Annotated in this window: 25 protein-coding genes; 7 read left to right on the forward strand and 18 right to left on the reverse strand. The window is 65.7% G+C overall.

Annotated elements, in window-relative coordinates; all coding sequences use genetic code 11:
• Positions 1-10: 10 nt before the first annotated feature.
• From F9C41_RS26650 to F9C41_RS26685, 8 genes are all read right to left on the reverse strand, one after another.
• Positions 11-640, reverse strand: coding sequence for a nucleoside monophosphate kinase (locus F9C41_RS26650; RefSeq protein ID WP_155389587.1), 630 nt, complete (start codon positions 638-640; stop codon positions 11-13).
• 335 nt (positions 641-975) lie between these two features.
• A complete protein-coding gene (locus F9C41_RS26655; RefSeq protein WP_155389588.1) occupies positions 976-2,430 on the reverse strand; it encodes a recombinase family protein in 1,455 nt (484 codons plus the stop codon).
• Between the two features lie 356 nt (positions 2,431-2,786).
• Positions 2,787-4,061, reverse strand: coding sequence for a DUF3631 domain-containing protein (locus F9C41_RS26660; RefSeq protein ID WP_155389589.1), 1,275 nt, complete (start codon positions 4,059-4,061; stop codon positions 2,787-2,789).
• On the reverse strand, positions 4,058-4,945 hold the full coding sequence (locus F9C41_RS26665) for a bifunctional DNA primase/polymerase (protein ID WP_230690037.1): 888 nt from the start codon (positions 4,943-4,945) through the stop codon (positions 4,058-4,060). The genes F9C41_RS26660 and F9C41_RS26665 overlap by 4 nt, the downstream gene beginning before the upstream one ends.
• A gap of 47 nt (positions 4,946-4,992) precedes the next feature.
• Positions 4,993-5,334 carry a hypothetical protein gene (locus F9C41_RS26670; RefSeq protein WP_155389591.1) on the reverse strand — a complete coding sequence of 114 codons (342 nt, stop codon included), beginning with the start codon at positions 5,332-5,334 and terminating at the stop codon, positions 4,993-4,995.
• Positions 5,331-6,008, reverse strand: coding sequence for a DNA cytosine methyltransferase (locus F9C41_RS26675; RefSeq protein WP_155389592.1), 678 nt, complete (start codon positions 6,006-6,008; stop codon positions 5,331-5,333). Before F9C41_RS26675 ends, F9C41_RS26670 begins: the two co-directional genes overlap by 4 nt.
• Complete coding sequence (locus F9C41_RS26680) at positions 6,005-6,271, reverse strand: hypothetical protein (protein ID WP_196279964.1); 267 nt, start codon at positions 6,269-6,271, stop codon at positions 6,005-6,007. Before F9C41_RS26680 ends, F9C41_RS26675 begins: the two co-directional genes overlap by 4 nt.
• A 149-nt stretch (positions 6,272-6,420) precedes the next feature.
• Positions 6,421-8,496 carry an ATP-binding protein gene (locus tag F9C41_RS26685; protein WP_155389593.1) on the reverse strand — a complete coding sequence of 692 codons (2,076 nt, stop codon included), beginning with the start codon at positions 8,494-8,496 and terminating at the stop codon, positions 6,421-6,423.
• Here F9C41_RS26685 and F9C41_RS26690 point away from each other — a divergent pair.
• A complete protein-coding gene (locus F9C41_RS26690) occupies positions 8,495-8,815 on the forward strand; it encodes a hypothetical protein (RefSeq protein ID WP_155389594.1) in 321 nt (106 codons plus the stop codon). The two genes, F9C41_RS26685 and F9C41_RS26690, sit on opposite strands and share 2 nt — an antisense overlap.
• Before the next feature lie 99 nt (positions 8,816-8,914).
• Positions 8,915-9,490: a hypothetical protein gene (locus F9C41_RS26695; protein ID WP_155389595.1), complete on the forward strand. Its 576-nt coding sequence runs from the start codon at positions 8,915-8,917 to the stop codon at positions 9,488-9,490.
• Positions 9,491-9,532: 42 nt separating this feature from the next.
• Here F9C41_RS26695 and F9C41_RS26700 read toward each other — a convergent pair whose 3' ends face one another.
• The 6 genes from F9C41_RS26700 to F9C41_RS26725 form a co-directional block, all read right to left on the reverse strand.
• Positions 9,533-9,979 carry a single-stranded DNA-binding protein gene (locus F9C41_RS26700; protein WP_155389596.1) on the reverse strand — a complete coding sequence of 149 codons (447 nt, stop codon included), beginning with the start codon at positions 9,977-9,979 and terminating at the stop codon, positions 9,533-9,535.
• Positions 9,980-10,065: 86 nt separating this feature from the next.
• Positions 10,066-11,307, reverse strand: coding sequence for a hypothetical protein (locus F9C41_RS26705; RefSeq protein WP_155389597.1), 1,242 nt, complete (start codon positions 11,305-11,307; stop codon positions 10,066-10,068).
• On the reverse strand, positions 11,304-11,645 hold the full coding sequence (locus F9C41_RS26710) for a hypothetical protein (RefSeq protein WP_155389598.1): 342 nt from the start codon (positions 11,643-11,645) through the stop codon (positions 11,304-11,306). Before F9C41_RS26710 ends, F9C41_RS26705 begins: the two co-directional genes overlap by 4 nt.
• On the reverse strand, positions 11,645-11,947 hold the full coding sequence (locus F9C41_RS26715; protein WP_155389599.1) for a hypothetical protein: 303 nt from the start codon (positions 11,945-11,947) through the stop codon (positions 11,645-11,647). Before F9C41_RS26715 ends, F9C41_RS26710 begins: the two co-directional genes overlap by 1 nt.
• Positions 11,944-12,372 (reverse strand): hypothetical protein, encoded by a 429-nt coding sequence (locus tag F9C41_RS26720; RefSeq protein WP_155389600.1) that lies wholly within the window; start codon positions 12,370-12,372, stop codon positions 11,944-11,946. The genes F9C41_RS26715 and F9C41_RS26720 overlap by 4 nt, the downstream gene beginning before the upstream one ends.
• A gap of 83 nt (positions 12,373-12,455) precedes the next feature.
• Entirely contained in the window at positions 12,456-13,007 is a 552-nt protein-coding gene (locus tag F9C41_RS26725) for a hypothetical protein (RefSeq protein ID WP_155389601.1), read from the reverse strand.
• A 1,112-nt stretch (positions 13,008-14,119) separates the two neighbouring features.
• On the opposite strand from F9C41_RS26725, the gene F9C41_RS26730 reads away from it, so the two are divergent.
• On the forward strand, positions 14,120-14,872 hold the full coding sequence (locus F9C41_RS26730) for an XRE family transcriptional regulator (RefSeq protein WP_230690038.1): 753 nt from the start codon (positions 14,120-14,122) through the stop codon (positions 14,870-14,872).
• On the opposite strand, the gene F9C41_RS26735 is transcribed toward F9C41_RS26730, so the two are convergent.
• On the reverse strand, positions 14,840-15,574 hold the full coding sequence (locus F9C41_RS26735) for an HAD family hydrolase (RefSeq protein WP_230690039.1): 735 nt from the start codon (positions 15,572-15,574) through the stop codon (positions 14,840-14,842). The two genes, F9C41_RS26730 and F9C41_RS26735, sit on opposite strands and share 33 nt — an antisense overlap.
• A gap of 204 nt (positions 15,575-15,778) precedes the next feature.
• Here F9C41_RS26735 and F9C41_RS26740 point away from each other — a divergent pair, with 204 nt between their 5' ends.
• Complete coding sequence (locus F9C41_RS26740; protein WP_155389603.1) at positions 15,779-16,732, forward strand: hypothetical protein; 954 nt, start codon at positions 15,779-15,781, stop codon at positions 16,730-16,732.
• A gap of 377 nt (positions 16,733-17,109) precedes the next feature.
• Positions 17,110-17,955 carry a DUF6602 domain-containing protein gene (locus tag F9C41_RS26745; RefSeq protein ID WP_155389604.1) on the forward strand — a complete coding sequence of 282 codons (846 nt, stop codon included), beginning with the start codon at positions 17,110-17,112 and terminating at the stop codon, positions 17,953-17,955.
• On the opposite strand, the gene F9C41_RS26750 is transcribed toward F9C41_RS26745, so the two are convergent.
• Together F9C41_RS26750 and F9C41_RS26755 are read right to left on the reverse strand one after the other, a co-directional pair.
• A complete protein-coding gene (locus F9C41_RS26750) occupies positions 17,945-18,436 on the reverse strand; it encodes a hypothetical protein (RefSeq protein ID WP_155389605.1) in 492 nt (163 codons plus the stop codon). The two genes, F9C41_RS26745 and F9C41_RS26750, sit on opposite strands and share 11 nt — an antisense overlap.
• A 1-nt stretch (position 18,437) precedes the next feature.
• Positions 18,438-19,607 carry an XRE family transcriptional regulator gene (locus F9C41_RS26755; RefSeq protein ID WP_155389606.1) on the reverse strand — a complete coding sequence of 390 codons (1,170 nt, stop codon included), beginning with the start codon at positions 19,605-19,607 and terminating at the stop codon, positions 18,438-18,440.
• 273 nt (positions 19,608-19,880) lie between these two features.
• On the opposite strand from F9C41_RS26755, the gene F9C41_RS26760 reads away from it, so the two are divergent.
• Complete coding sequence (locus F9C41_RS26760) at positions 19,881-20,294, forward strand: hypothetical protein (RefSeq protein ID WP_155389607.1); 414 nt, start codon at positions 19,881-19,883, stop codon at positions 20,292-20,294.
• Positions 20,295-20,469: 175 nt separating this feature from the next.
• Here the strand turns inward: F9C41_RS26760 and F9C41_RS26765 are convergent, their stop codons facing one another.
• Positions 20,470-21,798, reverse strand: coding sequence for a restriction endonuclease (locus F9C41_RS26765; protein WP_155389608.1), 1,329 nt, complete (start codon positions 21,796-21,798; stop codon positions 20,470-20,472).
• Positions 21,799-22,002: 204 nt separating this feature from the next.
• On the opposite strand from F9C41_RS26765, the gene F9C41_RS26770 reads away from it, so the two are divergent.
• Positions 22,003-22,590, forward strand: coding sequence for a hypothetical protein (locus F9C41_RS26770; protein WP_155389609.1), 588 nt, complete (start codon positions 22,003-22,005; stop codon positions 22,588-22,590).
• The last annotated feature ends 235 nt before the right edge of the window (positions 22,591-22,825 follow it).

A 22,825-nucleotide genomic window follows, 5' to 3' on the forward strand; every position in this document is an offset into this window, starting at 1 on the left:
TCTTCGTTGTCTACATGTCACAGAGGAACCTGATCGCGGCTTCTGCATCATGAACCTTCGTGAAACGCCATAGCGAATTAAAGTACGTGGCAATTTTACTTGCTTCTTGGTCTTCGGACCTGTAGCGCCTAATGAATTCGGCAGATGCGTCGTCGGGGCGAGGTGTCTTCGTTGGCATGGTGCAGCATGCCGCATTGCCCTCGCTTCCGCATGTACTGCAGAAAACCCTAGATTTAACGCGGGATATTGCAGTTGCCTCGTCAACCACCAACTGAATCCCGACAACCGTATGTTGCCCGTATCCGGCTTCCTGAAGTAGGCCCGGAATTGCTTTGGTCTGTGCAAGTGTTCTCGGAAATCCGTCAAACGCCAGTAAATTAGTTGTTGGCCTTTGCTTAAGTGCTTTGGCAGCTACTGTGACGTAAATCTCGGCTGGCATTGGCGTGCTCGTGAGCATGTTTTGCTTGATCTGGCTGCGAATCCCTATGTCGATCGCAGGATTGGTTTGCGCCTCTCGCAAAATTCTACTGCTATGTACGGTCTCGGCACCGATTTCGGCCGAGATTCTCCTGACTACTGTTGTTTTCCCGGATCCTGGCGAGCCGAAAACGAATAGGACGATACGGTCCAGGGAAGTCATGTCGGTCCTCGTTCGTATTGGTGTCAGATTCAAGTTGATTCGTACGCAAATTTTAGGCGACTAGACTACTGCCGTCCCTTTCAACCTTCGGGTTCCATAATCGTGCGATCTGTAACTCTATCGTGAGCGGGCGGACGCGGGACCTGCTGGCGGATGACGCCACGTGCATTCGGACTTCCTTCCTGGTCTGAACTAACCTGAATAGTTGACCACGCCTGAAACGAGGGTTAGGTGAGTGATCGTGAGGCGGCTGAATATCCATTCCTCATCGCAGGGTTTCGCCGCGAGTGGGGAGCATGGCGATCTATGCTCCTCACTCGGGGCGAAGATCCTGCTTACCACCGAGTAACTGGCTGAACCTTCTCGGGACCGAAAGGCCCAGGTTGGATCACGATGCGGTGTAGGACCGCTTTGAGGGCGTGGTGCCGTTCCTCCGTGGTAAACCGTCCCCACTCATCGCGGATGGTCCGGAAGGCGGGTAGAGGGTCTGCTCCCTCCGTGGTGAGCCGCTCCTCTTCTGCGTCTAGTTCGGCCGACGTCGCGGAGATCGCAAGCTTGATCTCTTCGCGCTGCTCTTTGTAGTCCTCCTCGTCTACCGCCCCATCGGTGTATGCCGCAAGTAGCCGCTTTCGCTTCATGACTAGCCGCGATAGCTCTCCCCGGAGGCGACCCACCTCTATTGCCGTTGCATCGGCCCGCGCGAATCGTCCAGCCTCTTCATCAACGTCTCCGTTGTTTGTCGATTCACGCTCGATCCATTCCATGACTGCCGACTCAAGGCGAGCGTTGGAGATTGTGTTGGAAGGATGCACCTTGGTGTCTTTTGCGTACTTGCAACTCCAGTTGAGATAATTCTTGCGACCAGATTTAACGGCAATCATCGGTCTGCCGCAAGCTTCATGACCGCAGACGAGGAGGGCGCTAAATGCGTGCGTCGCACGTCGATGGCGCACAGGTAGGCGGGCAGTCTCGGCGCGCCGTCGCTGGTACGCCTTCCATACACCCTCGGAAATGATCGGCCGATGAGCGCCCCTGCGCCATCTGTCGAAGTGTTCCGGGCGTCGTCCCGCCTGCGTGTCGCTCCGCTCGCGTATCAGGCCGGCTGCGAAACCGTTGTCAAGCATGAGCCGAATTGATGTGTCGGTCCATAGCTTGTTTTGCGTCGTTCGTAGTCCCCTGGCGTTCCACTTGGCTGCCAGTGAAACTAGCGACTTACCGGAGACGTACTGCTTATACGCGTCGCGCACTAGTTCAGCCTCGTCCTCTTGAACTATGTACCCGGTCTCGCGATTGTATGTGTAGCCCAGCCTCTTTTGTGTCGTGTGCGGCAATCCATCACGACGGCGCTTGCTGTGTGCTTCTTTCCAGCTATCGCCCATCTGGTTGCTTTGCAGCTCAGCGATGAGCAACATCTGATCGCGCGTGAAGCGGCCGACGCTTGTCGTTGGATCAAAGTCTTCCGTCGCCGCGCGGACGACGCCGCCTGCCTGCTCGGTGATTGCAAGATATAGGAGCGATTGCTGGAGATTTCGCCCCCATCGCGACCACTTCCAGAGAATCACGTACTTCCACTGGGAGGATTCAATGCCTGCGATCAGTTCGTCGATGCGGCGCTTGGTGAAGCTACGCCCGGATCGGTCGATGTCCTCGACCCGGTGCACGATGTCCAGGCCGTTGCGCTTGGCGAACGTTTCGATCTCGAACATTTGCAGCTCTGGGGAGATCATTTCTTCCCGGCCCATCACCGCTGAGACGCGGATGTAGGCAACCGCCTTCTTGTTGCCGCTCACGTCCGTCGTCCTCCTGCCCGCGCCAGGCGTTCGCGCCGGTGAGCCGCCGCGTGCGCCTTAGCCACGACGGTCCAGAACTCAGCCCAGCATTCAGCCTTGGCCGGAGGTGCGAGAGCTTCGCGCCGGATGGTGTGTGGGTCGAGGCCGCGACCAGCGTTGCCCGCGCACTGGATCGCGCTGCGGGGGGTCCTACGCATCGGCGGGACGCGCTTAGCCGCCTGAGTGCCACTCTGGGCCATGATCTCGCCTACTCGGGTGGTGGGGGGGTATAGGTCGGTTACGTGAGGGCTGGTCACGCATGCCTCCGGATTCGGATGTGGAGCGCGCCCGTGCTGTGGGCACGGGCGCGCTGGTGATCAGTTGGGGTTGATGAGACGGAGGTGGCGGGGGGTACCCGTACCAGCCGTACCAGCCGTACCACCGCTGGTGAAGGGTGGTACGGGATCTTGACTGGTACGGCTTGGGCCGTACCACGGGCCATCGCCGGGACCGTCGGTTTCGGGGTCGTTGCCGGGGTTCTCGCTGGTCGGCTGGCAGTAGCGCACCCATGCGTCTGTAAAGTCGGCGGCGCGGTATCCCTTGGCCTGCTCGATGGGCTTGCCGCCAACGTGGAAGGCACCTCCGAACCGGATGGTGTCGGATGCGATCTCGTAATCGCGCAGCAGCCCTGCGAGCTTCATCGGAGTGAGTCCGTTGTTCTCGTAGCGCGCCCACGGCGCTTCCTGGTCGGCCTTGAGCCGTTCGATCAGGGCCGCGGTCGGCAGCGCCTCGTCGGTGCCGAACGCGGTCCGGCAATCGGTGAGCAGGCGTACGCGGTCGGACTTGACGGCGTTCTTCTCGGCCTCGCCGGTGAGGACCAGGGCGGCGGCGCGGGCGCGGGCGGGCCAGGTGCCGCCGGCCGAGTCGGCGATGACGATCAGCGGTTCCCAGGTGTCGGCGGCGCGGTCCTCCAAAGGCATGACCGGCTCGGCGCTCTCCAGCTCGGTCAACAGCGGCTTGAGCCAGGCCGACAGCTCGGCGGACAGCTTGAGCATCTGGGGTCGGTCGCGCTTGATCCGCCAGGGCTTGACGGTCTCGTCGGGGGCGCGGCGGCGCATCTTGACGACCACGGCCCGGTCTTCGATCGTGTCGGGCATCTGCCCGATGCCCGCGAGGGCGGCCATGCAGAACGTTTCGATGGTCTCCACGCGTTGGGTGTTGGCGTCGTAGCGGATGGCGGGTCGTCCGCGCTGGTGGCCTGCGTTGAGCAGGCCGCGCAGGTCTTCGTTCTCACCCGCTTTCGGGCCGAAGATGGTGTCCGCCTCATCGACCAGAAGTGTGAGCGCGTCGCCCGCGCCGATGGAGCGGTAGACAGCGGCGGGGCTCGCGTTGACGGTCATGAGCGGGTTGTGGCTTGCGCCCTCAACCACGTCCAGCAGTCGGGACTTTCCGCAGCGCTTCTCTGGGGCGCGGATGACCAGGCGGGGCGCGTACGCCCATGCGTCCTGCGCGTGTGTCGCGGCGATCCAGAGCGTGACCGCGTCGGCGGCCTCCGGGCAAGGCAGGATCACGTAGCGCACGATCATCGCGTGAACCCGGTCGAGCAGGTCACAGCCGTCGATGTTGGGGCGTGTCTTGGCTGGTCGGGTCACACTGTCACTCCTTCTGCGGCGAACCCGTCTCGGATCGCGTTGGGCGTGGACTTGGCCCACGGCCAGCCTGCGGCGTCGCAGGCCGACACGAGAGCGTCGTAGGCGTCGGTGCTGGTGAGGTGGCCTGCGGCGACGATGAGGGCGGCGCCGCGTGCGCAGCCGTACAGCGTCACGCGGCGGCGGCCGTCCGGGGCCGCGCTGATGCGGGCGACCAGCGCGGCCATGAGTCGGTCGGGATGGGATATGGCCCCCCCGCTGCGCGGGGCCATCGGTTGGACAGCAGGACGTACGGGCGCGCGCCGCCGGACCTCGGCGACACAGGCGTCCACCAGCGCGGGGGCCATATCCCTGACCGGCTCGCTCGGGTCGTCCCAGCGGTACGGACGACCGGTGACCGGATGCGCCGATGGCGGCGCTACGACGTACCCGCCGTCAGCGCGTACGTCGATGCCCGGTCCGAGGCGCTTGCCCTGGTCGCACGGCACCGGGCGGCCGGGGTGGCGGTAGTACAGGTGCAGCCCACCGGAACCGGTGCGCACCCATCTAGTGGGCCGCGATACGCCCTGGGCGACCAGGGCGCGTAGCGATGCCATGCCGCCCGCGTCGGGGTCGATGTCGATGACGACCAGGCCGGAGGGTGCGCCGGTGCGGATGGCCAGCAGGCCGCGCGGGATACCGGCCACCATCGCCCGGATGCGTTGCGGGTCGGTGGTGGCCGCGTAGAACCCGTGACAGGTCAGGCACCGGCACGCCTGCCGGTCGTGCGGGACGCCGTCGAGCTTGGCCGCTTCGCAGGCAGCGCAGTTCGCAACGGGCCGTTTGGACCGGCCGAGCAGGAACACCGGCCAGCCGTTGGCGGCGTAGCGCAGCGCAGCCGCCAACAAGGAGTGAGCCGCCGCAGGCGGCCTTTCTGTACTTCGGGTCGGCGCGCTCACCGCGGGCGCTCCTTCGGCTCGTCGGCCGGGCCGAAGACGCGGTCGACGACGACGCGCGTCACGGCCAGCAGATGGCGGGCTTGAGCCCGGGCAATGTCCTCGTCGTCGGCCAGGTCGAGCACAACGCGTAGCTCTACCCGGTCGACTCCGCGCTGGTCGCGGTAACGGGTGGCGACGAACCGGCCCACGTCGGTGACCCACACCTCCGGGATGGAGGCGTGCTCTCCGCCGGGCAGGCGTCGGGCGGTGCAGTGGTGGGCGCGGGCGCACCAGCCGGGGCAGCGCTTCTCGCTGTCGGGCCGCACGGTGCGCCGGCCGGTGGTGAGTGCGTGTGTCATGTGGTCACCTCCAGGGCGGTGAGCAGGTGTTCTCCGATGAAGTGCGTGAACGCGGGTGGGATGGCCTGGGTGATGGCTTCGCGGTCGGTGGTCCAGCCGATGCCCATGGCCTGCTGCCACTGCTCGGTGGTGCCCTTGCCGCCTCCGTCGCCGTACACGGCGAACATGTCGCCCTCGTGCCGGACACCGGCCCGCCATCCGGCGACGCGGTGTCCCCGGTGGGCCGGGTGCGGCGGGACCAGCGTGGCGAAGCCGTGGGTCTCGAACAGGCGGTGACGGAACACGCGCAGCCCGAACATCAGCCCGCACAGGACCAGGTCGGGGCGCAGCGTCGCGCCGACGACGTTCTCCATGACCCACGGCCGGCCCGACGCGGTCAGCGCCGCCCGGGTGGGCGGGATGAGGTCGACGTGCTGGTCCGTCCAGCCGTCCCGGGTGCGGTTGGAGCGGGTCAACAGGCTGTGGTCCTGGCATGGCGGGCTGGCATGGATGGCGTCGAACTTCGCGCCGTGGGCCAGGGCGAACGCGACCGCGTCGCCCTGGTGGAAGTCGTCGCCGCAGTAGTCGGGGCGCGGCACCTGGTCGACGCCGGTGACGTGCCATCCGGCCCGCTGGTAGCCGCGGGTGGCTCCGCCGGCGCAGCAGTACAGGTCGAGCAGCCGGGGCCGGTTCATCGCGCGCCGCCCTTGGCTCGTGCGGCGCGGGCCGCCTCGGTGTTGGCGTTGTGGAAGGCGTTGTAGACGCGCCGGCCGATCCGCAGCCGCATCCGGGCACCCTTGCAGCGACGGCAGATGGTTACTCTGCGTAGAAGGATGGTGCGTCGGATGCCCGTTCCGTGGCAGGCGCGGCAGCGGGCGAACGGCAAGATCCAGCACAGGAGGACATAGACGAACGTTGCGGCTATGAGGGTGAGGGTAACGATCACTTCGGGTGTCACGGGGGGCCTCCACGGGCGGTTTTCGGGCCTATATTCGGCATGGCGTTACCCGTTACCTGGTCAGCGTTGTGGCAGGCAGCGGGGCGGTTGGAGGGGTAACGGCACGGGTAACGGAGGCGTTACCTTCACCCGTGCCGTTACCGGCGGCGTTACCTGGTTTCCGGCTGCGCCCGGCGGGCGAGGATCTCGGCCACGTCGGCCCGCCGGTAGCCCTTGAGGACCTTGCCGGAGATCTTCACTCCCTGTGACGGAACTGCGAGGGCGCGTGCCATGTCCGACAGCGCCTCAGCCGTGATCGACGGGTACGCGGCGGGCCAACGCTCGGTCAGTGCCGGCGCGGCCACCGACCAGTGCTGCCCGTGCTCGGCCGACACTTCGAGCAGGTCGGCCAGCAGGTCACGGGCCTTGGGCAGGTCGTTGCCGACCGGGCGCGCGCCGCCGCGCAGGGCGATGGCGCGGGCGATGATCGATGCGGCCTGTTCGGTGGTCGGGTACTGCGACAGCACCGACACCGGGGCAGGTCCGCCGGTCATGACACCCCAGCCCGCATCGTCCACGGGCTTGTAGACCGTGCCGGTGATCCCGCGCTTGTACATGCCAGTACCGAGGATCATGTCGTTCTCGACCTGGCCCTGCACCGACAGGCACCACCGGTTCGTCACGCACCGGGTGATGTTGGGCGGCAGGCTGTTCTTGTCCGGGATCTGCGTGGCCAGGACCACGATGATGCCCAGCGCGCGCGCCCGCTTGATCAGCCGTTCCGCCGCGTCAGCGGCGTCCTTGTCGGCGGCGAACAGCTCGTGCGCCTCGTCGATGATGATGACGATCGGGTGCAGCCCCGACCCGCGCTTGCGCGCGAGCTCCGGCGTGACCTTGCCCTCCGGAGCCTCCCCGCGCTGCTTGGCGGCCAGGATGCGCTTACCGCGCCGCTCGGCCTCAGCCAGCGCCCACGCCAGGATCGCCCCGCCCTGGCGCAGCGCCTCGTCATCGACACCGACGATGTACGTGGAGCACAGCGGCTCGAAGTCGAGGAAGTCACCCGTGCCCTTGAACTCTGCGATCTTGAATTCCACGGTGGGGTCGAGGGCGAACATGAGCGCCAGGGCGCGGGCGGCGTAGCTCTTGCCCGATCCGGGCTGGCCACCGATCAGGAACGAGCGGGCGAAACCGCTGGTCTTGACCGGCCGCTGACGCTCGTCGGAGCCGAACTCCTCGATGTTGAACACGCTGGTGACGGCGTTGTCGGCCAGCAGCGACCAGCGGGGCTTGCCCATCTTGGACGCGGGCTGGTAGCCGACCCACAGGTCGAGCTGTCCGGCGTGCTCAGGGCCGGGCGCGGGCCAGACCTGGTCGATCGGCAGGCGCAGCGCCGACGACAGCGCGGCGCGCTTCTCGATGGCCTTGACCGCCTCCACGCCCAGCGGCAGGTTCACCCTGGCCAGCCAGCCCGGACCGTCGCGGTGGATCGGAGACGGGAAGTCGAGCTGGCCGGGGTCGGTCAGGCCTTGGAGCTTGACCGCGACCAGCGCCGCGCGGACCTGCTCGGCGGTGAGCTTGGTGAACTTCGGCGTGTTCGACACCCGGTCGGTGATCGGCCGGTCGGCGGGCTTACCAGCCTGCGCCGCGATGGCGACCGCGCCCGCGGCTGCGGCGTACCAGCCGATCGGCGGGACCGCGCCGGACAGCTCCAGCACCACACCACCCATACATGCCGCCGTGCCGGCCGCGCCGAGCAGCATCCAGCGGGGCTTGGACTCCTTGGCGCGGGTGCGGTTCAGCGACTGCCAGGTGTAGGCGTCGTTGTGGTCGGCGGCGTGCTGGCGAAGCTTCCAGTTGCCCTCTTCCGCCTGCGCCCACACCAGCGCCCGGCGGGCGATTCGCCACGCCCCGCGCGGGGCGTAGAAGGCCATCTTGAGCCCGTATTTCGGGCCGCGCAGGGCGTGAAACGCCGCGTAGTAGCCGAGATCGTTGGACAGGGCGCGGATGGTGGCGCGGCGGGTGTCGGCCGACAGCATCCACGCTGGCACGAGCGGCACGCGGCGCGTCCGGCTGGTCACGTCAGCCCACGTCACCGACGCGGCGACGCTGTCGGGCTCGTCGACAGGCGCGCCCTGGTCGGGCCGATAGACGGTGTAGGACTCGGCGTCGACGGGCGCGGCCTGGCCGGGCACCGTGCGCTGGGTGGGCTCGTCGTCGTCGTTGAAGACAACAGGGGTCAGTGCCATGGCGCTACCTCCGGTCAGCGTCGATAAGGGCAGTGATCAGGCGTTCGTGAAGCTGGGTCAGCAGCCGGCCGCGCGGCATCATGGGCTGCTCGGCCTGCTCGCGCATGAGCAGTTCGGCGGCGGCGACCGCGCCGCGCAGCTCGGCGAGGCGGTTGGACAGCCACGTGCACATCTGCTGAAGCTGATCGATCAGGGCGCGCTGGTGGGCGATCTCGGCGTGCAGCGCCGGACACTGCCCGCACGGCTGCTGGTCGCTCACGCGCAACCCCCGATGTTCGGGGTGAAGGTGCTGGACATACTGGGTGCGCTCCTTCTGTGAGGGGTAGCGGGATACGGCCTGTCCGTAGAGAAGCCGGGCCGTGTCCCGCCTGATCACTTGGTTGACGCGGGTGATGCGGGGTTGTGGGACTATCGGCGAATGTCCGGACTGGAATTCGTCGCTGCCATGACCTCGGCGCTCATTTGGCCGGTGATTGTCTTGGCGCTCGTGCTCGTATTTCGCGGAACGATCAAGAACTTGCTGGCAGAACGCCCCACCCGTTTCCAGGCAGGTCCCGTCACCGCCGAGTGGGACCGTCAGGCCGTAAAGGTCGGCGAGGGTATTGACCTGGAGAACGAGACGCCGACCTCGCGCGCCGAACTGCGTCCCGAGGCTCGGCCAGCAGAGGTCATCGAGCTGGCGCACAGCAGTCCACTTGGCGCGATCATGGAGAAATCCGTGGAGATCGAACGAGAGCTGACGGAGAAGTTGAAGTCAGCCCAAGTCGAGTTCCGATTTCCAAGCACCATGCGGGGCCTAGCCGACATAGCTGCGAGGACCGGCCTCATCACCATGGGCCTCTTCAGCTCAATCGTCGGGCTTTCCCGAATGCGTAACATCGCCGCCCATGGCGAAATAGACGTGACACCGTCACAGGCCGTCGAGTTTGTAGTGCTGGCGGACGCCGTACTGACCGAGCTGCGTGGAACCTCGTGGTTCGTGCGCGGCGCATGACCCCAGACGGAGGCTCGCCGCGCACGGTGGTAGCCGGTCGGATCAGAACGGCGGCTCGTCGCCGCCGTTGGTCTCCCACGGGTTCGCCTCACCGGACGGCGCGGCCGGCGCGCCGCCGCCCGTGCGGGTCAGCTTGTTGACCTGCGCCGTCGCGTAGCGCAGCGACGGGCCGACCTCCTCCACGTCCAGCTGGAACGCCTGGCGGTTCTCGCCCTCCGGCGTCTTCCACCGGTTGAGCTTCAGGCGGCCGGTGACCACGACGCGCGAGCCCTTGACCAGGGACTCAGCGATGTTCTCGGCCATCTCGCGCCAGGCCGAGCAGTTCATGAACAGAGCCTCGCCGTCCTTCCACTCACCCGTGCCCTTGTCGTAGGCGCGCGGGGTGGACGCAACGGTGAACTTGCACAGCGCCGCCCCGGCCGGGGTGAAGCGCAGCTCAGGGTCAGCGGTGAGGTTGCCGACCAAGGTCAGGGTGGTCTCGTTAGCCACGAGCAGGCTCCCTTCGGGACTGTCCGCCGGTCTGGCGGCCACCGCTGCGGGCCAGGGGTGATGAGCCCTGGCCCGCACGGAGGCGGTCAGCGCCGGAGCAGCGACAGCGGCTTCGGGGCGTGCGGATCGGTGTGGCTGGCAGCGTCCGGGCGACCGCCAACAGCGGCGAAGTCGAGGTCCATGTCGGCCAGCCGGGGCGCGCCGTGCCAGGGCCGGGCGGCGCTGACGTAGCCGTCGAACAGCCCGATGAGGAACGCCGTGCCGGCCGCGCCGATCGGGCCGACCGAGTGCGCCAGCATCGGCCCGATCTGCTCGGACCAGTGCACGCCGGTCGCCCAGCCGCCCACGATGTTCAGGGCGAGGGACGTGGCCAGGGCGGTCCACTCGATGGCGTCGGCGCGCCAGTCGGTGTCACCACCGGCCGAGCGCAGCACCGCCCGCCCGATGATGATCAGGCCGACGATCGCGATGAGCGCGGGCTCCATCGCCCATGCCGACCACCAGCCCGGCGACCCGCCGGTCAGGCCGAGCAGCCGCGCCACACCGGCCTGCACGCCGGTCGTCGACCAGGCCGCGAACGCGGCCAGGACCGGGACACCGGCCATGAGGGTCACCGACCGCACGCGGGCGATGCGCAGCGCCCGCATCTCGGCCGATCCCTGGATCTGGGCTCGGAGCCGCGCCCGGGTGCCGGACCGCTGTGCGCGCCGGTACAGCGCCGACAGCGCCGCCGCGTCTGCTGCGTCACGGGCTCGCTCGCCGCGTGCGCGCTGGGCGGCGCGCGCCTGCTCGCGTACGTCGTCCATCGCGATGCGGTGCTCGGCCTCCATCGCCCGCCGGGCCAGGGTGTCTTCACGCTGCACGCTCAGCCGGTTGCGCTCGCTGTCCAGCTTCGCCGCGATCTCATCCACCGGGCCGCTGTCGACGTGCCCGGGGTGGGCAGGCTCGGCGGCGACCGGCATCACCGACGCGGCGGGTGGTGCGGGGTTGATCTTCGGCTCTGGGTCTACGTCAACCGCCGTCAGCGGCGACGCCTCAACCATGATCGGCGCGGTGGACACGTTCAGCACGGTGTCCGGCGCGGTGGTCTCGGCCACCGGCACCGACTCTGCGGCCGAGGCCGCGATGGGGGCCGGGGTGGTCATGTGCTCGGTCGGGGCGGGCGCGGTCAGGGTCGCCAGCAGCGCTCGGGCCTTGTCGCTGCCAACGCGGAACTTGGCCTTGGTGGCGTTCTGGGACGGGGCGGTGCCGAGTTCGGCGGCCCACTTGTGGAAGTCGTCGACCAGGTCGGCGACGGCCAGGGGGTACGCGCTGGTGGGTGCGGTCATTTCGAGCCTCCTGTGAGCGGGTGTCGGCGCTCGGCGGTCGCGTACACGCGCACCACGCCGGGCCGGGAAGTCGGGTAGGGGTCGGAGACGTCGGTCAGCGTCGTGACCTCGTCCAAGACGTTCAGCAGGTCGGCCACGTCAGGTGTGCAGCCGGTGAGCCGCACCTTGACGGGCTCGTGCTGCTCGCCGAGGGTGTCCAGCGCGGCGCGGTAGAGCGCCTGGCGCTGCCCAGCCCGCAGCCGCGCCGACATGGCAGCGGCCTGGCCGGGGGTCAGCTCACCGCGGGCGACGCTGCGGGCGATGTCGCCCAGCGCGCGGCCGGCACGAGTGCGAGGCATCAGACCTCCACCTCCGTGTCGGAGGACTGGCGGTCCAACTTGTGCGGCTCACACAGGTACGCCTTGCCCGCCGCGGTCTCGCGGCTGCTGCTCGCCTTGCGGCGCAGCGGCACCGCGGTGCCCGCGTCGTTCGCGTCGGCCTGGGCCTGCCAGCAGTCGTCACAGTCACGCGTGCCGCCGAAGCTGAGGTAGCGCACCTGGCGGGGCTCCAGCGGCGGGCGGACCGCCCGCCGCACGCTCACCACCGGCACGGGCTCCACCTCGGCGACCGCGCCGGTGAACAGGTCGATCTGGCCGTTCACCGCGCTGCCTCCCGCCGCACGGCGGCGGCGCGGGAGCATACGAACCAGTAGGGCCGGTTACGGCGGTCGCGGATCGCGGACAGGCGGCGGCGCACCTCGGCGCGCTCCAGCTCGGTCAGCTCCACCGGCTCATCGCGCATCGCGCGCCGCACGGCGACCTCGTCGATGTAGAACGGGTCGGGTTCGACGTCGAGCGGCAAGCCGCACTCCAGCGCGAACATGAAATCGTCGTGCAGGGCCTTGGCCCATGCGGCGCCGCAGGCGACCCCGCCGACCAGGTCGGCCAGGTCGGGGGTGTGGTCGGCCAGGTCGTGGGTGTGGTCGGCGCAGTTGCGGGCCGCGACAGCGGCCAGTGGGTGGGCGATGGTCAGCCGGGCGTGTGCCGGCTCGTCGGCCGGGGCCGAAGCGATAGCCTGGGCAGGCATCGTGATTCCTCTCCTAGCAGGTGGGTTGTGGTGCGAAAGACCCCGGCGGGGATGGCCCCCCGCCGGGGTCACTTGCTCGACGGTCAGCGCAGACCAGCGCGGCTGTTGACGTTGATGCGGCCAGCGCCGTCGACAGTCAGATCACAGCTGCCGGTGACGGTGAAGCTCCCCGACCGGCCGTAGACGTCCACCTCGGTGCCGGTGTCGCCGATGCGGTAGCGGCCGGCCGCGCCGCCCTGGACGCTGACCGGAGTACCGGCGGAGACCGCCACGGTCACCGCGGCGGGCTCATCGGCCGACGACTGGCCGGCCGCAACCGGGTCGCCGATGGACACGCCATCGACGCTCACGCGGCCGGAGCCGAAGTTGATGACGCCACCGTGGATCGATCCGAGTTGCACGCCAACGCGGGCATTGCCGGACGCCACGTTGATCCCCGTCCCGGGGCCTGCGGCCCGCGCAGCGGGCCGGGTCGTGATGACCAGTTCGCCCCGCGCGGTGTGGACCTCGATGCTGTCGGCCGGGCCGGTGATGCTCACCCGGATCGTGTCCGGGCTCAGGCTGTCGTCGATTTCCACGGTTGCGTCGACGAGGTTCGCCAGGTGCAGTGACCTGGCCTGATAGATCTGGGTCACGCGCGCTTCTCCCTGGTCAGTAGGAAGCCCCGCCCGATCGATGTCGGGGCGGGGCTGACGGCTGGTCCGCCGTCTGGCGGCCACCGCGCGGGCCGGGCAGGTGCCCGGGGCCGCACGGAAGCCGTCAGCGCGAGCGATACCGGCGAGACCGGGAGGGCTTGCGGCAGTCGTTGCAGCGCCCGTCGTCGGCAGGCTGCGAGGTCAAGCGACCGCACTGGCACTCACGCCAGCAGGCCGACGAACGGATCGAGACACGAACAGATGCGGCGAGCGTCATCACGACACCCCTTCCAGCTCAGACGCGGTGTGGGCTAGATGCCGCCGGGGCGCGGCCACATGGACCGCGCCCCGGGCAGCAGAAACGCTCGGCCGATAAGCGGCCAGGTGATCTGTGCAATCAGCGCCCGCTACTCCGCTCGTTCGCCCCGCTCGCCCGGGATCTACCGGGGTCGGCCACCGTGTGGCTCATCGCAGGGTGTTGGCCGGAACGGCCGTAGCCAGCGCCTTTTCCTGTCGCTATGAAATTCACCAACGAACAAGCGAGCACCAGCAGGTGGGCGACGCCGCGCTAACGGCCTTCCCTGGCCCGCCGGGACCTCGGCACCAGAGGTACCGAAGAGAATCCGTGTTGCGATTCTCTGTTGCGCAACAGAGTAGCGATACGAAGGTGGGTTGCGCAAGTGGGTTCCGCTACCCTCATGCGGTGACTGATGTGAGAGCCGAACTTGCTGCAGCTACAAGGCGCTACCTCAAGACTGAGGCGGACCACGAGGAGGCCCGTCGCGGTGCCATTTCCGCCGCGCTCGCGGCCTTACGCGCAGGGGTGGGGCCATCCGAGGTCGAACGACTTTCGCCGTTCACCGGGGCCTACCTCCGCAGGCTCGCTCGGGAGGAGGGAATTCCGCCGGCGGCCCCGGGGCCGAAGCGCTCAGCCTGATCGGGTGTCCAAGTACTCATGCTGTCGGTCATGCATCGATCAAACGCCAGACATCGCGGGCGTTCCCACCGCACGGGTTTCCCATCCTGGTGCATTTGACGGATCATGTTCATGTCCCCGAATGCCCTCACGAGGATGGTTGTGTCCAATGGCGAATGAGCGTCTACGTGGAGTCATGCAGACTGCCGGGCTGACCACCCAGAAGTTGGCCGGCGAGCTAGGCGTCGATCCCAAAACGGTCGAACGCTGGATCACCCGGGACACCGTTCCGCATCGGACAACGGCCCTGAGCGCCGCCCGCTTGCTCGGAAGTCAGGCCGCCTACCTTTGGCCGGCGCTGGAGGACAGCCGCACTGCGGCCTCGGAGGCCGAGGTAGTCGGGTTCTACCCGCACCGGCACCTGGTGCCGAAGTCCATGTGGTTGGACCTTCTGCGTGGTGCTCAGCGAGAGATCGTGCTCATGGCGTATGCCAGCCTGTTCCTGCCCGAGGACAACCCGGAGTCCATCCGATTGCTGCGTGAGAAGGCCGCAGCGGGAGTACGCATTCGTATCGCGCTGGGGGACCCAGAGACCCCGGAGATTGCTCTCCGGGGGGTCGAAGAACAGCTGTATGACGGCTTAGTTGGACGGGTACGTATGGCGATCGCCTACTACCGCCCGCTGCTTGGCGTGCCGAACATCGACTTCCGCCTACACCGGACGACGCTCTACAACTCCGTCTTCATGTACGACGAGGAAATGCTGGTCAACCAGCACGCCTACGGGGTGTACGGCTATCGCGCGCCGATCCTGCATCTTCGACGGTGCGAGGGAGGCGATCTCTTCGACATGTACGCCGAGTCGTTCGAGCGCGTGTGGGAAACCGCCTACCCTCATGAGGCCGTCAGGTCGCCGTCAGCGAGCGTCCAGGAGGCCGCGGGCCGATAGGACCGCCTCCACAACACGGGCCGTGTCGCATAGGTCAGACAGGACCACGTCAGCCCCGAGACCGGCCAGGGTGTCCGAGTCGAACTTCCCGGTCGCTACCGCAACCACATATGCGCCGCCGACTCGGCCAGCCTCCACGTCACGCGGGGTGTCGCCGATGAGCACGGTTGTAGCTGGCGTGAACTCGACCCCGTACTTCCTGGCTGCCTTTGCGCGGGCGGCGGGCACCAACTCCGCCCGCACCTCGTGATCCGAACCGTACCCGCCCACCTCGAAGTCGAGGCCACCATGCAGGCCAAAGGTCGCAACCTTGGTGAACGCATTCGGCGCGATGTTCCCGGTCAGCACAGACTGCGTGATGCCCACTTCCTTACCCAGGGCGTCAATCGCAGCACGGGCTCCTGGCATGGCATGGCCGCGCTCGCGCAGCTGCGGCACGAGTGATTCCAAAGCTGTGGGCATGACCTTGTGTGCTTGGGCAGCCAATTCGGGTGTGAGCACCAGGCCGTGGCGTTCGAACAGTGACCGCATGATGCCCGTATCGGTCATGCCGTCTGTGATCACCTTCTCCACGGGGCTTTTGCCTGTGAGGAGCTTGAAGCCCAGTGCGTAGGCCTCCTTACTCACGCCGCCGTTGTAGATCAGAGTGTCGTCAACATCCCAGAGAACCAGCAGCGGCACAGGGGCAGCGATGTCAGTCATGAGGTAGACGGTAGGCGTCGCACGAACAGCAGAACACCGCACGCAGGGGACGTTGGGGTTCCAGTGCCTTAGACGCGATGTCTTGGAAACGTCCCCCAACGCCCTCTGGGTGGGCCGACAGGCGTCTCCATCGTGCGCACAGCCTTGATCGATCGATCTACGCTCGCCTCCATGGAGATCAACACAACTTCAAGGAGGGCACGAGTGGGGGCCGCCGCTGGCGGCCTCCTCGCGTTCACGCTGGCCGCCTGCGGCGGCGGCCTGGGCGGCGGGGCCGTGGGGTTGCTGCGGCTGTTCGGTGAGACGAAGCTCGGCGCGGTCGGGGTGTTCGCGCTGTGCAGTGCGCTGATCGTCGGTACGCACGCGGTGGTGTGCTGGTGGGCGTTCGCGGCGCGGCCGGCGCATGCACGAGTGGTCGCCACACAGGTGCCATACCTGCTGACGTACGCGACGTTCGCGGTGTGGTGGCCCGATCCGTGGTGGCCGCTGGGCTACCTCGGTTGGGCGTGGTGTGCGCTCGTCGCCCTGGGCGTCATCACCGCATGGTGGCTCGGCGGCTCTCGCGGGAGGGGCCGCCGGTCGCTGGTCTACCTGGTCGCCGTGGCGGTGCTGCTCGGCGGCAACGGCGCGGCGCTGGGCTGGCACGTGTGGACGCGCACGCGCGGCTTCGGGCTGGTCGGTGAGCAGACCCCGGAGGCGGCCGTACGCGCGCTCGAAGCCACCTCGTGCCTGTCGGACACGGGCCGGTGGTACCACAAGGCGGGGGAGCTGGTGGAGGCTGACTGCCCGGAGGGTCAGAGCTACAGCCTGCGCTACCAGGGCGTACATGACGAAGAGTTCGACACCCTGATCACCGACCCGCAGCCGCGGGGAGCGTTCGCGCGCTGGTGGGACGTACAGAACACGTACGCGTACCTGATCACCTTGCAGCTCTTGCCGAAGGATCGGCGCGACGACGGGGACCGGGTGGTGCTCACCTACTCGGTGGAGTTCGCGTCGGAGGGTCGGTTCATGCCAGGTGATCGGCGTTTCCAGATCGACAAGACCGCCGAGACGTGGGTGATCACCGTAGAGCGGGTGACGTTCGGTGGCTGGAAAGTCGCCATGATCGAAGTACGTGAACCGATAGTAATCACCGATCGCGGGATCATGCCCTAAGCGATCTTGTGGGACGGCTCAACCCGTCCCACTCAAGATCCCGTCCCAGGGTTGAGCTGCTCTGGGACGGGTGGGACGGGTGGGACGGGTTACCCCCTCCCTTCGGGACAGAATTAGCGCTCCACTGCTCCTGAGCAGCGCGTAATACCGCCAATATGTTGTTTAGTGACGCTGCGTCACTGCTAACGACGAGCCAGAGCGCCGATAGGACGGCATGGGGCACGACCCAAGTGACAGCCACGGAGAGCTAACCACCAAAGCTGGATATGACGGCAGTCGGCTGTAGCTGTTCTCCCGAGGTCCCGTTTGCGCCAGCAAACCACAATCGAAGCTGTGTCACAGTACCTAGGGCCACGATACGTCGAAGAGGAAATCTCGTGCCAATTGTAGAACAATATTGGGCAGGCGCCCTGACTCGCGTTAATGCGGAGGTGCAAACATTCACTCGGCTTATACAGCACAATCTTCAACGTGGCGAAGAGAATGAGGCAGTCTTCGCCCGCTTGCTCGAACGGCTCCTGCCCAGGAAGTACAGCATTGGTACTGGGATGGTCATAGACAGTGATGACCAATACAGCAATCAGATTGATATTGTGGTTTACAACCCAACCGACTCGGTTAGCCTATTCGCGCAGTCCACAGAGCTTCTTTATCCGGTCGAATGCGTCACCGGAGTTGTAGAAGTGAAGAGCAGATTGAGCACCGACGACCTCACAGACATTCGCCGAAAAGCGCGCAGGTTACGAGAGCTGAAGCCCGCCGATGGCTCTTCAGATCCACTCGATCGTTACGAAGGAGGGCTTCCCTACTTCGCGGTACTGGCGTACGAATCAAGAGTATCGGAAGAGACAATCATTGAAAGGTTTGCAGCCGCGCCGCGGGTGGAGCAACCGGACCTGGTATGTGTTATTAGCAACGCACTTGTCGCCTGTCGAAACGGAGAGCTGGTGGGGTCCCAACTTGACTCGTTCTTCGGTGGCGTCTGCTTAGAGCACAGATATGACAAGGCCGGACGGATGCAAGGACAGTACGAGGTGGCCCAATCTGGTGATGACGGGTTCGATGTCGGAAGCGTCAGCTATCGAGTCGAAGCGGCTCGGGCTCTACTTTTATACCTACAGGCTCTTAGTGGCTCACTAGACAAGCGATTGCCGCCCAAGGCGAGCACGCTTGATATGTATCTGAAATCGCCGGTCGACGAAATTCAGCCGATCAACCCCTAGGCCAGATTCCGAGCGTGCCCAGCACTTCCATCATGCCAAAGCGAGGAATTTCAAGTTCATCTGCTGCTGCGGCCAGCGATATGAGGGGTGGCATCTTTCGACGGTAGTCCTCGGTGATTAGCGCCACGCTCCGACCGCTCTCCATGAGTTCTTGTGCCTGCGCCAACACATAGGGAGCACATATCTCGCGGCGCTCATTAACGTCTACGAACGTATAGCGCCTTAGAATCCGCTTCACGATTTTGTAGTCTGCTCCCTGATGGAAGCAGTCGCTCTTGCCCTGCTTGGCAAAAAGGTGAGCAGTATTCTTGTTGCTAGTCCGTTCGAGTTCCGTCACAACCTGCTCGCAGATAACGAAACGCTCCTCGGGCATGAGGTCTGCGAGATCAATAAATACGCCGGATTGAGCATCAGCTGGAACCATGCGCTCAATCTCGACTAGTGCTGAAGCATCGGCAACATAAACGAGGGGTCGGGCCACGTTAAACCACGCCCGAAGCTATTGAGGACTCTAGCTCCTTGGTCTGCTCATTACTCATGTCGAGGTGCCGAAGGACGTCGTAGTGGCCGATGATGTCCTCGTCACGCGCTCTGAAGAGTGCGACAGGGAGACGCGGACCTATTTCCCTGAGCTTGCGCTGTGCTGCTCGCTCACCTCCACCGGGCTTCGCCGGTGGCTTGAAATCGACGTCTTTTGTCTCTTTAACTACCTGCTCGTACAGGTCCCAGTTAGCGGCTCCGATTTCTATACAACGGAGAGCCACTGCACGAACGCTGCATTTCGTTCGGCGCGCTGCAATACGGACGTGTTCGGTGTTCAGTTCCTCGTTGCGCACAATCTGGCGGAGGAGTTGCCGGAATGGAACCTGCGGAAGGAGCACGTTCGCAGCGAAGGATTCCGCCCACCGTTCATGTTCTGACTTCGTGTTGCGAGTGCTCCAAACGTCGCAAAGGATTGCGTCTCTAAGAATTAGATGCGCACACTCATGAAAGAGGGTGAAAATTCGGGCTGGCTCAGTGAACGCCGAGTTCAGTACTACGATCGGAGCCGTGTCGCTCGGGAGGCAGAACCCGCGTGTGTATTTGGCCTCATTCGGGAACTGCATCTGGAACACAAACATCCCGAGGCGTTCCTCCGCCGCTGCACGCCACGCCTTCAAAGACTTGGCAGCGTCCGGAAATGCGAGCTGCTCGTTGAACGAAACAGCGAGGGTCGTCCGAACCTTGTCCGCTACGAGTTGAGGAGAGGCACTTCGCGGATCAAAGACGACAGGTAGCGGAGACTGCTGGCTTTCATCGAGTTCCGCCAGTATCCACTCAGCCACGGCTTGGTACCGACGTGCGTCCCGCAGCGGCTTCAGCTCGTCAGGGTTAATCAGACCAGTCGCTTCAGAGGCACGCCGAAAGCTCGCTTTGAACGCCCCAGCAGGCGGGGGGGTGTCCAGGAAGAAGATTGCCGACGGTCGCCGCAGAGTCGCAGTCAACTTCTTGAACTGCGTTTTGGTCGGCTGCGTAGTCTCTGTCTCCCAGCTCTCCACGTCGATTGGTGCGACATTCAGCTTGAAGGCTAGTTCGGCCCGAGACAGACCCGACTCCTTGCGCGCCCACTCCAGCACCGGCCCCGTGATGGGGATGCGGACTGTCCGGGACATGAGCCGATCGTAGTCGTTTTGAGCCGTGAACCGCGTCACCCAACATGCCAGTTGCCCGGGCTTGCGGGAACAGACTAGGGTGTCAGGCTTTTCGATGAACCGAGGCTTGCTCGACGCCCCGCCAGACAGGAATTCGCGCCAAATGCGCGCCAAAATTCCGTGCGATCTGCTTCGAGTCGTACAACACGGCAGCTCAGCGACACTCGGCTAGCGCAGGGGCGTGGGGTCTAACCGGCCGTATCTTGTCGAACGTATGTTTGACCGGTGGATCGTATGGCGGACTACCAGGGACCTGACGACTACACCAGGGCGCGCGCCCAGATCCCTGACGCGAGCCTCGCGGACGGTATCCGCGTAGCGATGGTTGCGGTGTGGTGGTGGTTCGATGCGTGGTGGCCAGAGCGGCGAGCAACAGCCAGCAAGTACGACCGGAAGCGCGCAGAGATGATCCAGGACGCTCGGGATGCGGTCACGGCGAAGGGTGCCGGCATCACCGTTGAGGAACTGGTCCGGATCGGCTCACCCCTGCTGGGAGAGTTCTGGCCGAAGTCGCCCGAGCCGGAAGCAAGCTTGGCGGCAGCCATCGACGGCCTGCGGGATGCCCTGCTGTTCAGAGTCGCGTCAGTTCGCCATGCTCGCGATGACGTCGCGAGGTGGGACGGCAAGAGGGTTCTCCGAACGATGTAGCGGGAAGGTGTGGGGTGGCCGGACCATGATCCGGGGAATACGCGGGGAAGAAAGCGTTCCGCAACGCATCTAGGCTGGTCGGAGCGAGTCTCACGCCTGGGCTGGCACTCCGCCTCTGGTGTGTGTGTGTGTGTGATTGGCGGCGTCGTCGCGTTTAGGAGGCCGCCTGCGCTGCCTACGCGCTGTGAAGGATCTCCTCGGGCCGCCGGGATGTGATGGCGTCCTTGTACTCGCTGGCAACAGAATCAAGGACTGCGCCGACATCCCCGCCGTGATCGGCGGCCGCCATGCGGAGCACCTGTTCGGCAAGGGTCTTCCCGTCGACCAGCACGAGGGGGTACTGATCCTCGTGGACCTCGATCTGAGCCTGTCGTGAAAAGGTGCCGGTAGTGACGAAGACGCCGATCCAGCCGCGTCGTAGACGCGCTACCACGCGGGCGACCTGGTCAGGGCTTATCGACGTGCTCGGTGTGACGCATTTGGCCTGGCCAAGTACCACGAGCGGCGTGTTGCTCCCCGGCGTGCCCACATCCAGGCGACCGACGAAGTCCATACCACCGTCGCCGCCGGGTCGTGTCAGCCAGCCATCGTGATATCGCGCCCCCGAGCTCCCCAGTATCTGTGCGCTCACTCGCGCTGCGAGGAGTTCGAAGGCGTGTTTACGGCCGTCGAAGAACTCGTACAGCTGTTTGAGGGTCAGTTCTTCAGCGGATCCGGCAGCGGGGGTCTGGGCCTCGGTCGTCTTGACGCGGGAAGAGACCACCCGTCGGCGTACGCGCGGAATCGCGCTGTGGCCGTTCTTGACCCACACCTTCCAGGTGTCCGGAGCGTGCCGTTCGGTCTGGTGGAGGTCGAGTGTCGGGTCGCGGCGGTCGTCGATCCACCGCATGTCGAGGGCGTCCCCACTCTTGGCGAGGTCGAGAACTGCGAGATCGAGGACCAGGTTTGGGAAGCTGCGCCCGGTCTTGGTGTCGCGCTGGACGACGTGCTCGATCCTCTCGATCACCGCGACGCCACAGAACTCCACGTACCCCTTGAAGATAGTTTTACCGCCACGGTTGACGGTGACTGCTCGGTATACGAGCAGGGGCGGTGCCTGCCGTCGCTCGTCGGCGGTCGTGGCCGCGTGTAACGGCCAGGCTTCCAACAGTGCTTGATTACCGGCGGTGGCACCGGGTAGCCCTACCGTCGTGACCTTGTGATCGCCGTAGTACCTGACATGTCCGTGATCGAGGTCGAACTCATCGTGCCAAGGGTTGCTTTCATGGCCGGCCTTCCAGGGGCTCGACCTGATGCCGATCACCGGTCGGCGCGCATTGCCACCGGCGTTGATCGCGGCGGCGGGGTTTATGCCTTTTTCCAGCATGAGCTTCGAGGACTCGGTGTCGCCTGGCCGAGTGGTGAGGAAGTGGTAGTTGGGGTAGCCGTCGATCTGAATGTCGGTCTGGCTGGCGCCCTGCGCGTAGCGAAGTACCTGGTGTACGGAGATCATGCGGGCGCTCATCGGTACATCGTCGACAGGGAGATCCACGTCTGGTATCCACCGCACGGCCGACCGGCACAACATCAAGCCCACGTGCCAAGCGCGCTGCCGTGCGATCGTCGAGCCGCCGGGCGAAAACGCCACTGTCGCTGTGGCCGCTAGATCGTAAGAGTGCCCGATCCCGTCACGGTTACTGTGAGCATCTCTTCGATACAAGGGCCTTTCATGATCAATGAGTTCATCTCGTGGTGGAACGTAGACAGGGCAGCTGCGGTGGTGGCGGTAGTCGCAGCCGCTGTCGCCTTGCGGCAGGCGAGACTGAGTGGTGACGCGGCTCGGTCGGCAAGGGAGCAGGCCGAGTCGGCAAGGCGGCAGGTGGAGCTGCTTCAGCTTGAAGATCTCCGCGAAGAGGAGCGAGACAAGCGTGCCCTGACTCCCGAACTTGATCTCAAGCGAGTCTGGAGTAGCGCACCGAAACTGGAGCTCCGCCTAGACGGCCCGCTGAGTCTCACCACGCTGAGAGTGAGGTTGCGGGCGGCGACAACCGGGGGTCCGATTCCAGTCACGTTCGAGAATGGAGAGTTCGAACTTGACCTTGGCCTCACAAAGCTTCAACAGGTACATGAACTGGCTCTTAAGGTGACGGGCAAGCATGAGGGGGCAAGCCTCGTGCTCGACTGCATCTGCGAGAACGATCATGGTGACTGGATGGTCTCGCGGCCGTTCGAGATTCCCAGGCCAGCACGAGTGCATTCCCCGGTAACGCGCCGGCTCAAGGCGGGCTACCGCACGTTTGGGGTGGACGACAAGTAAGGGTTGATGGGCCAGCAGGCGGACGATGTGCAGCCGGCGTTGAGCGCTCGGGGCGTACTGGGGGAACGCCGCTTCGTGGCCTCCGCTCGACGCATGATCGGGCCGCCGCTCCTGCCTAACTGGGCTGTTCGATGCGTACGGGGAATGCCCGGGGAAAAACCCTCCACGCCAGGCGTTATGCCTGTTCGTGGCCGGTTTGTGCCTGGGCTGTAAATCCGTCGCGACCTTCAGTCGT

The sequence above is a fragment of the Catellatospora paridis genome, from assembly GCF_009720365.1.
Classification (GTDB): Bacteria; Actinomycetota; Actinomycetes; order Mycobacteriales; family Micromonosporaceae; genus Catellatospora; species Catellatospora paridis.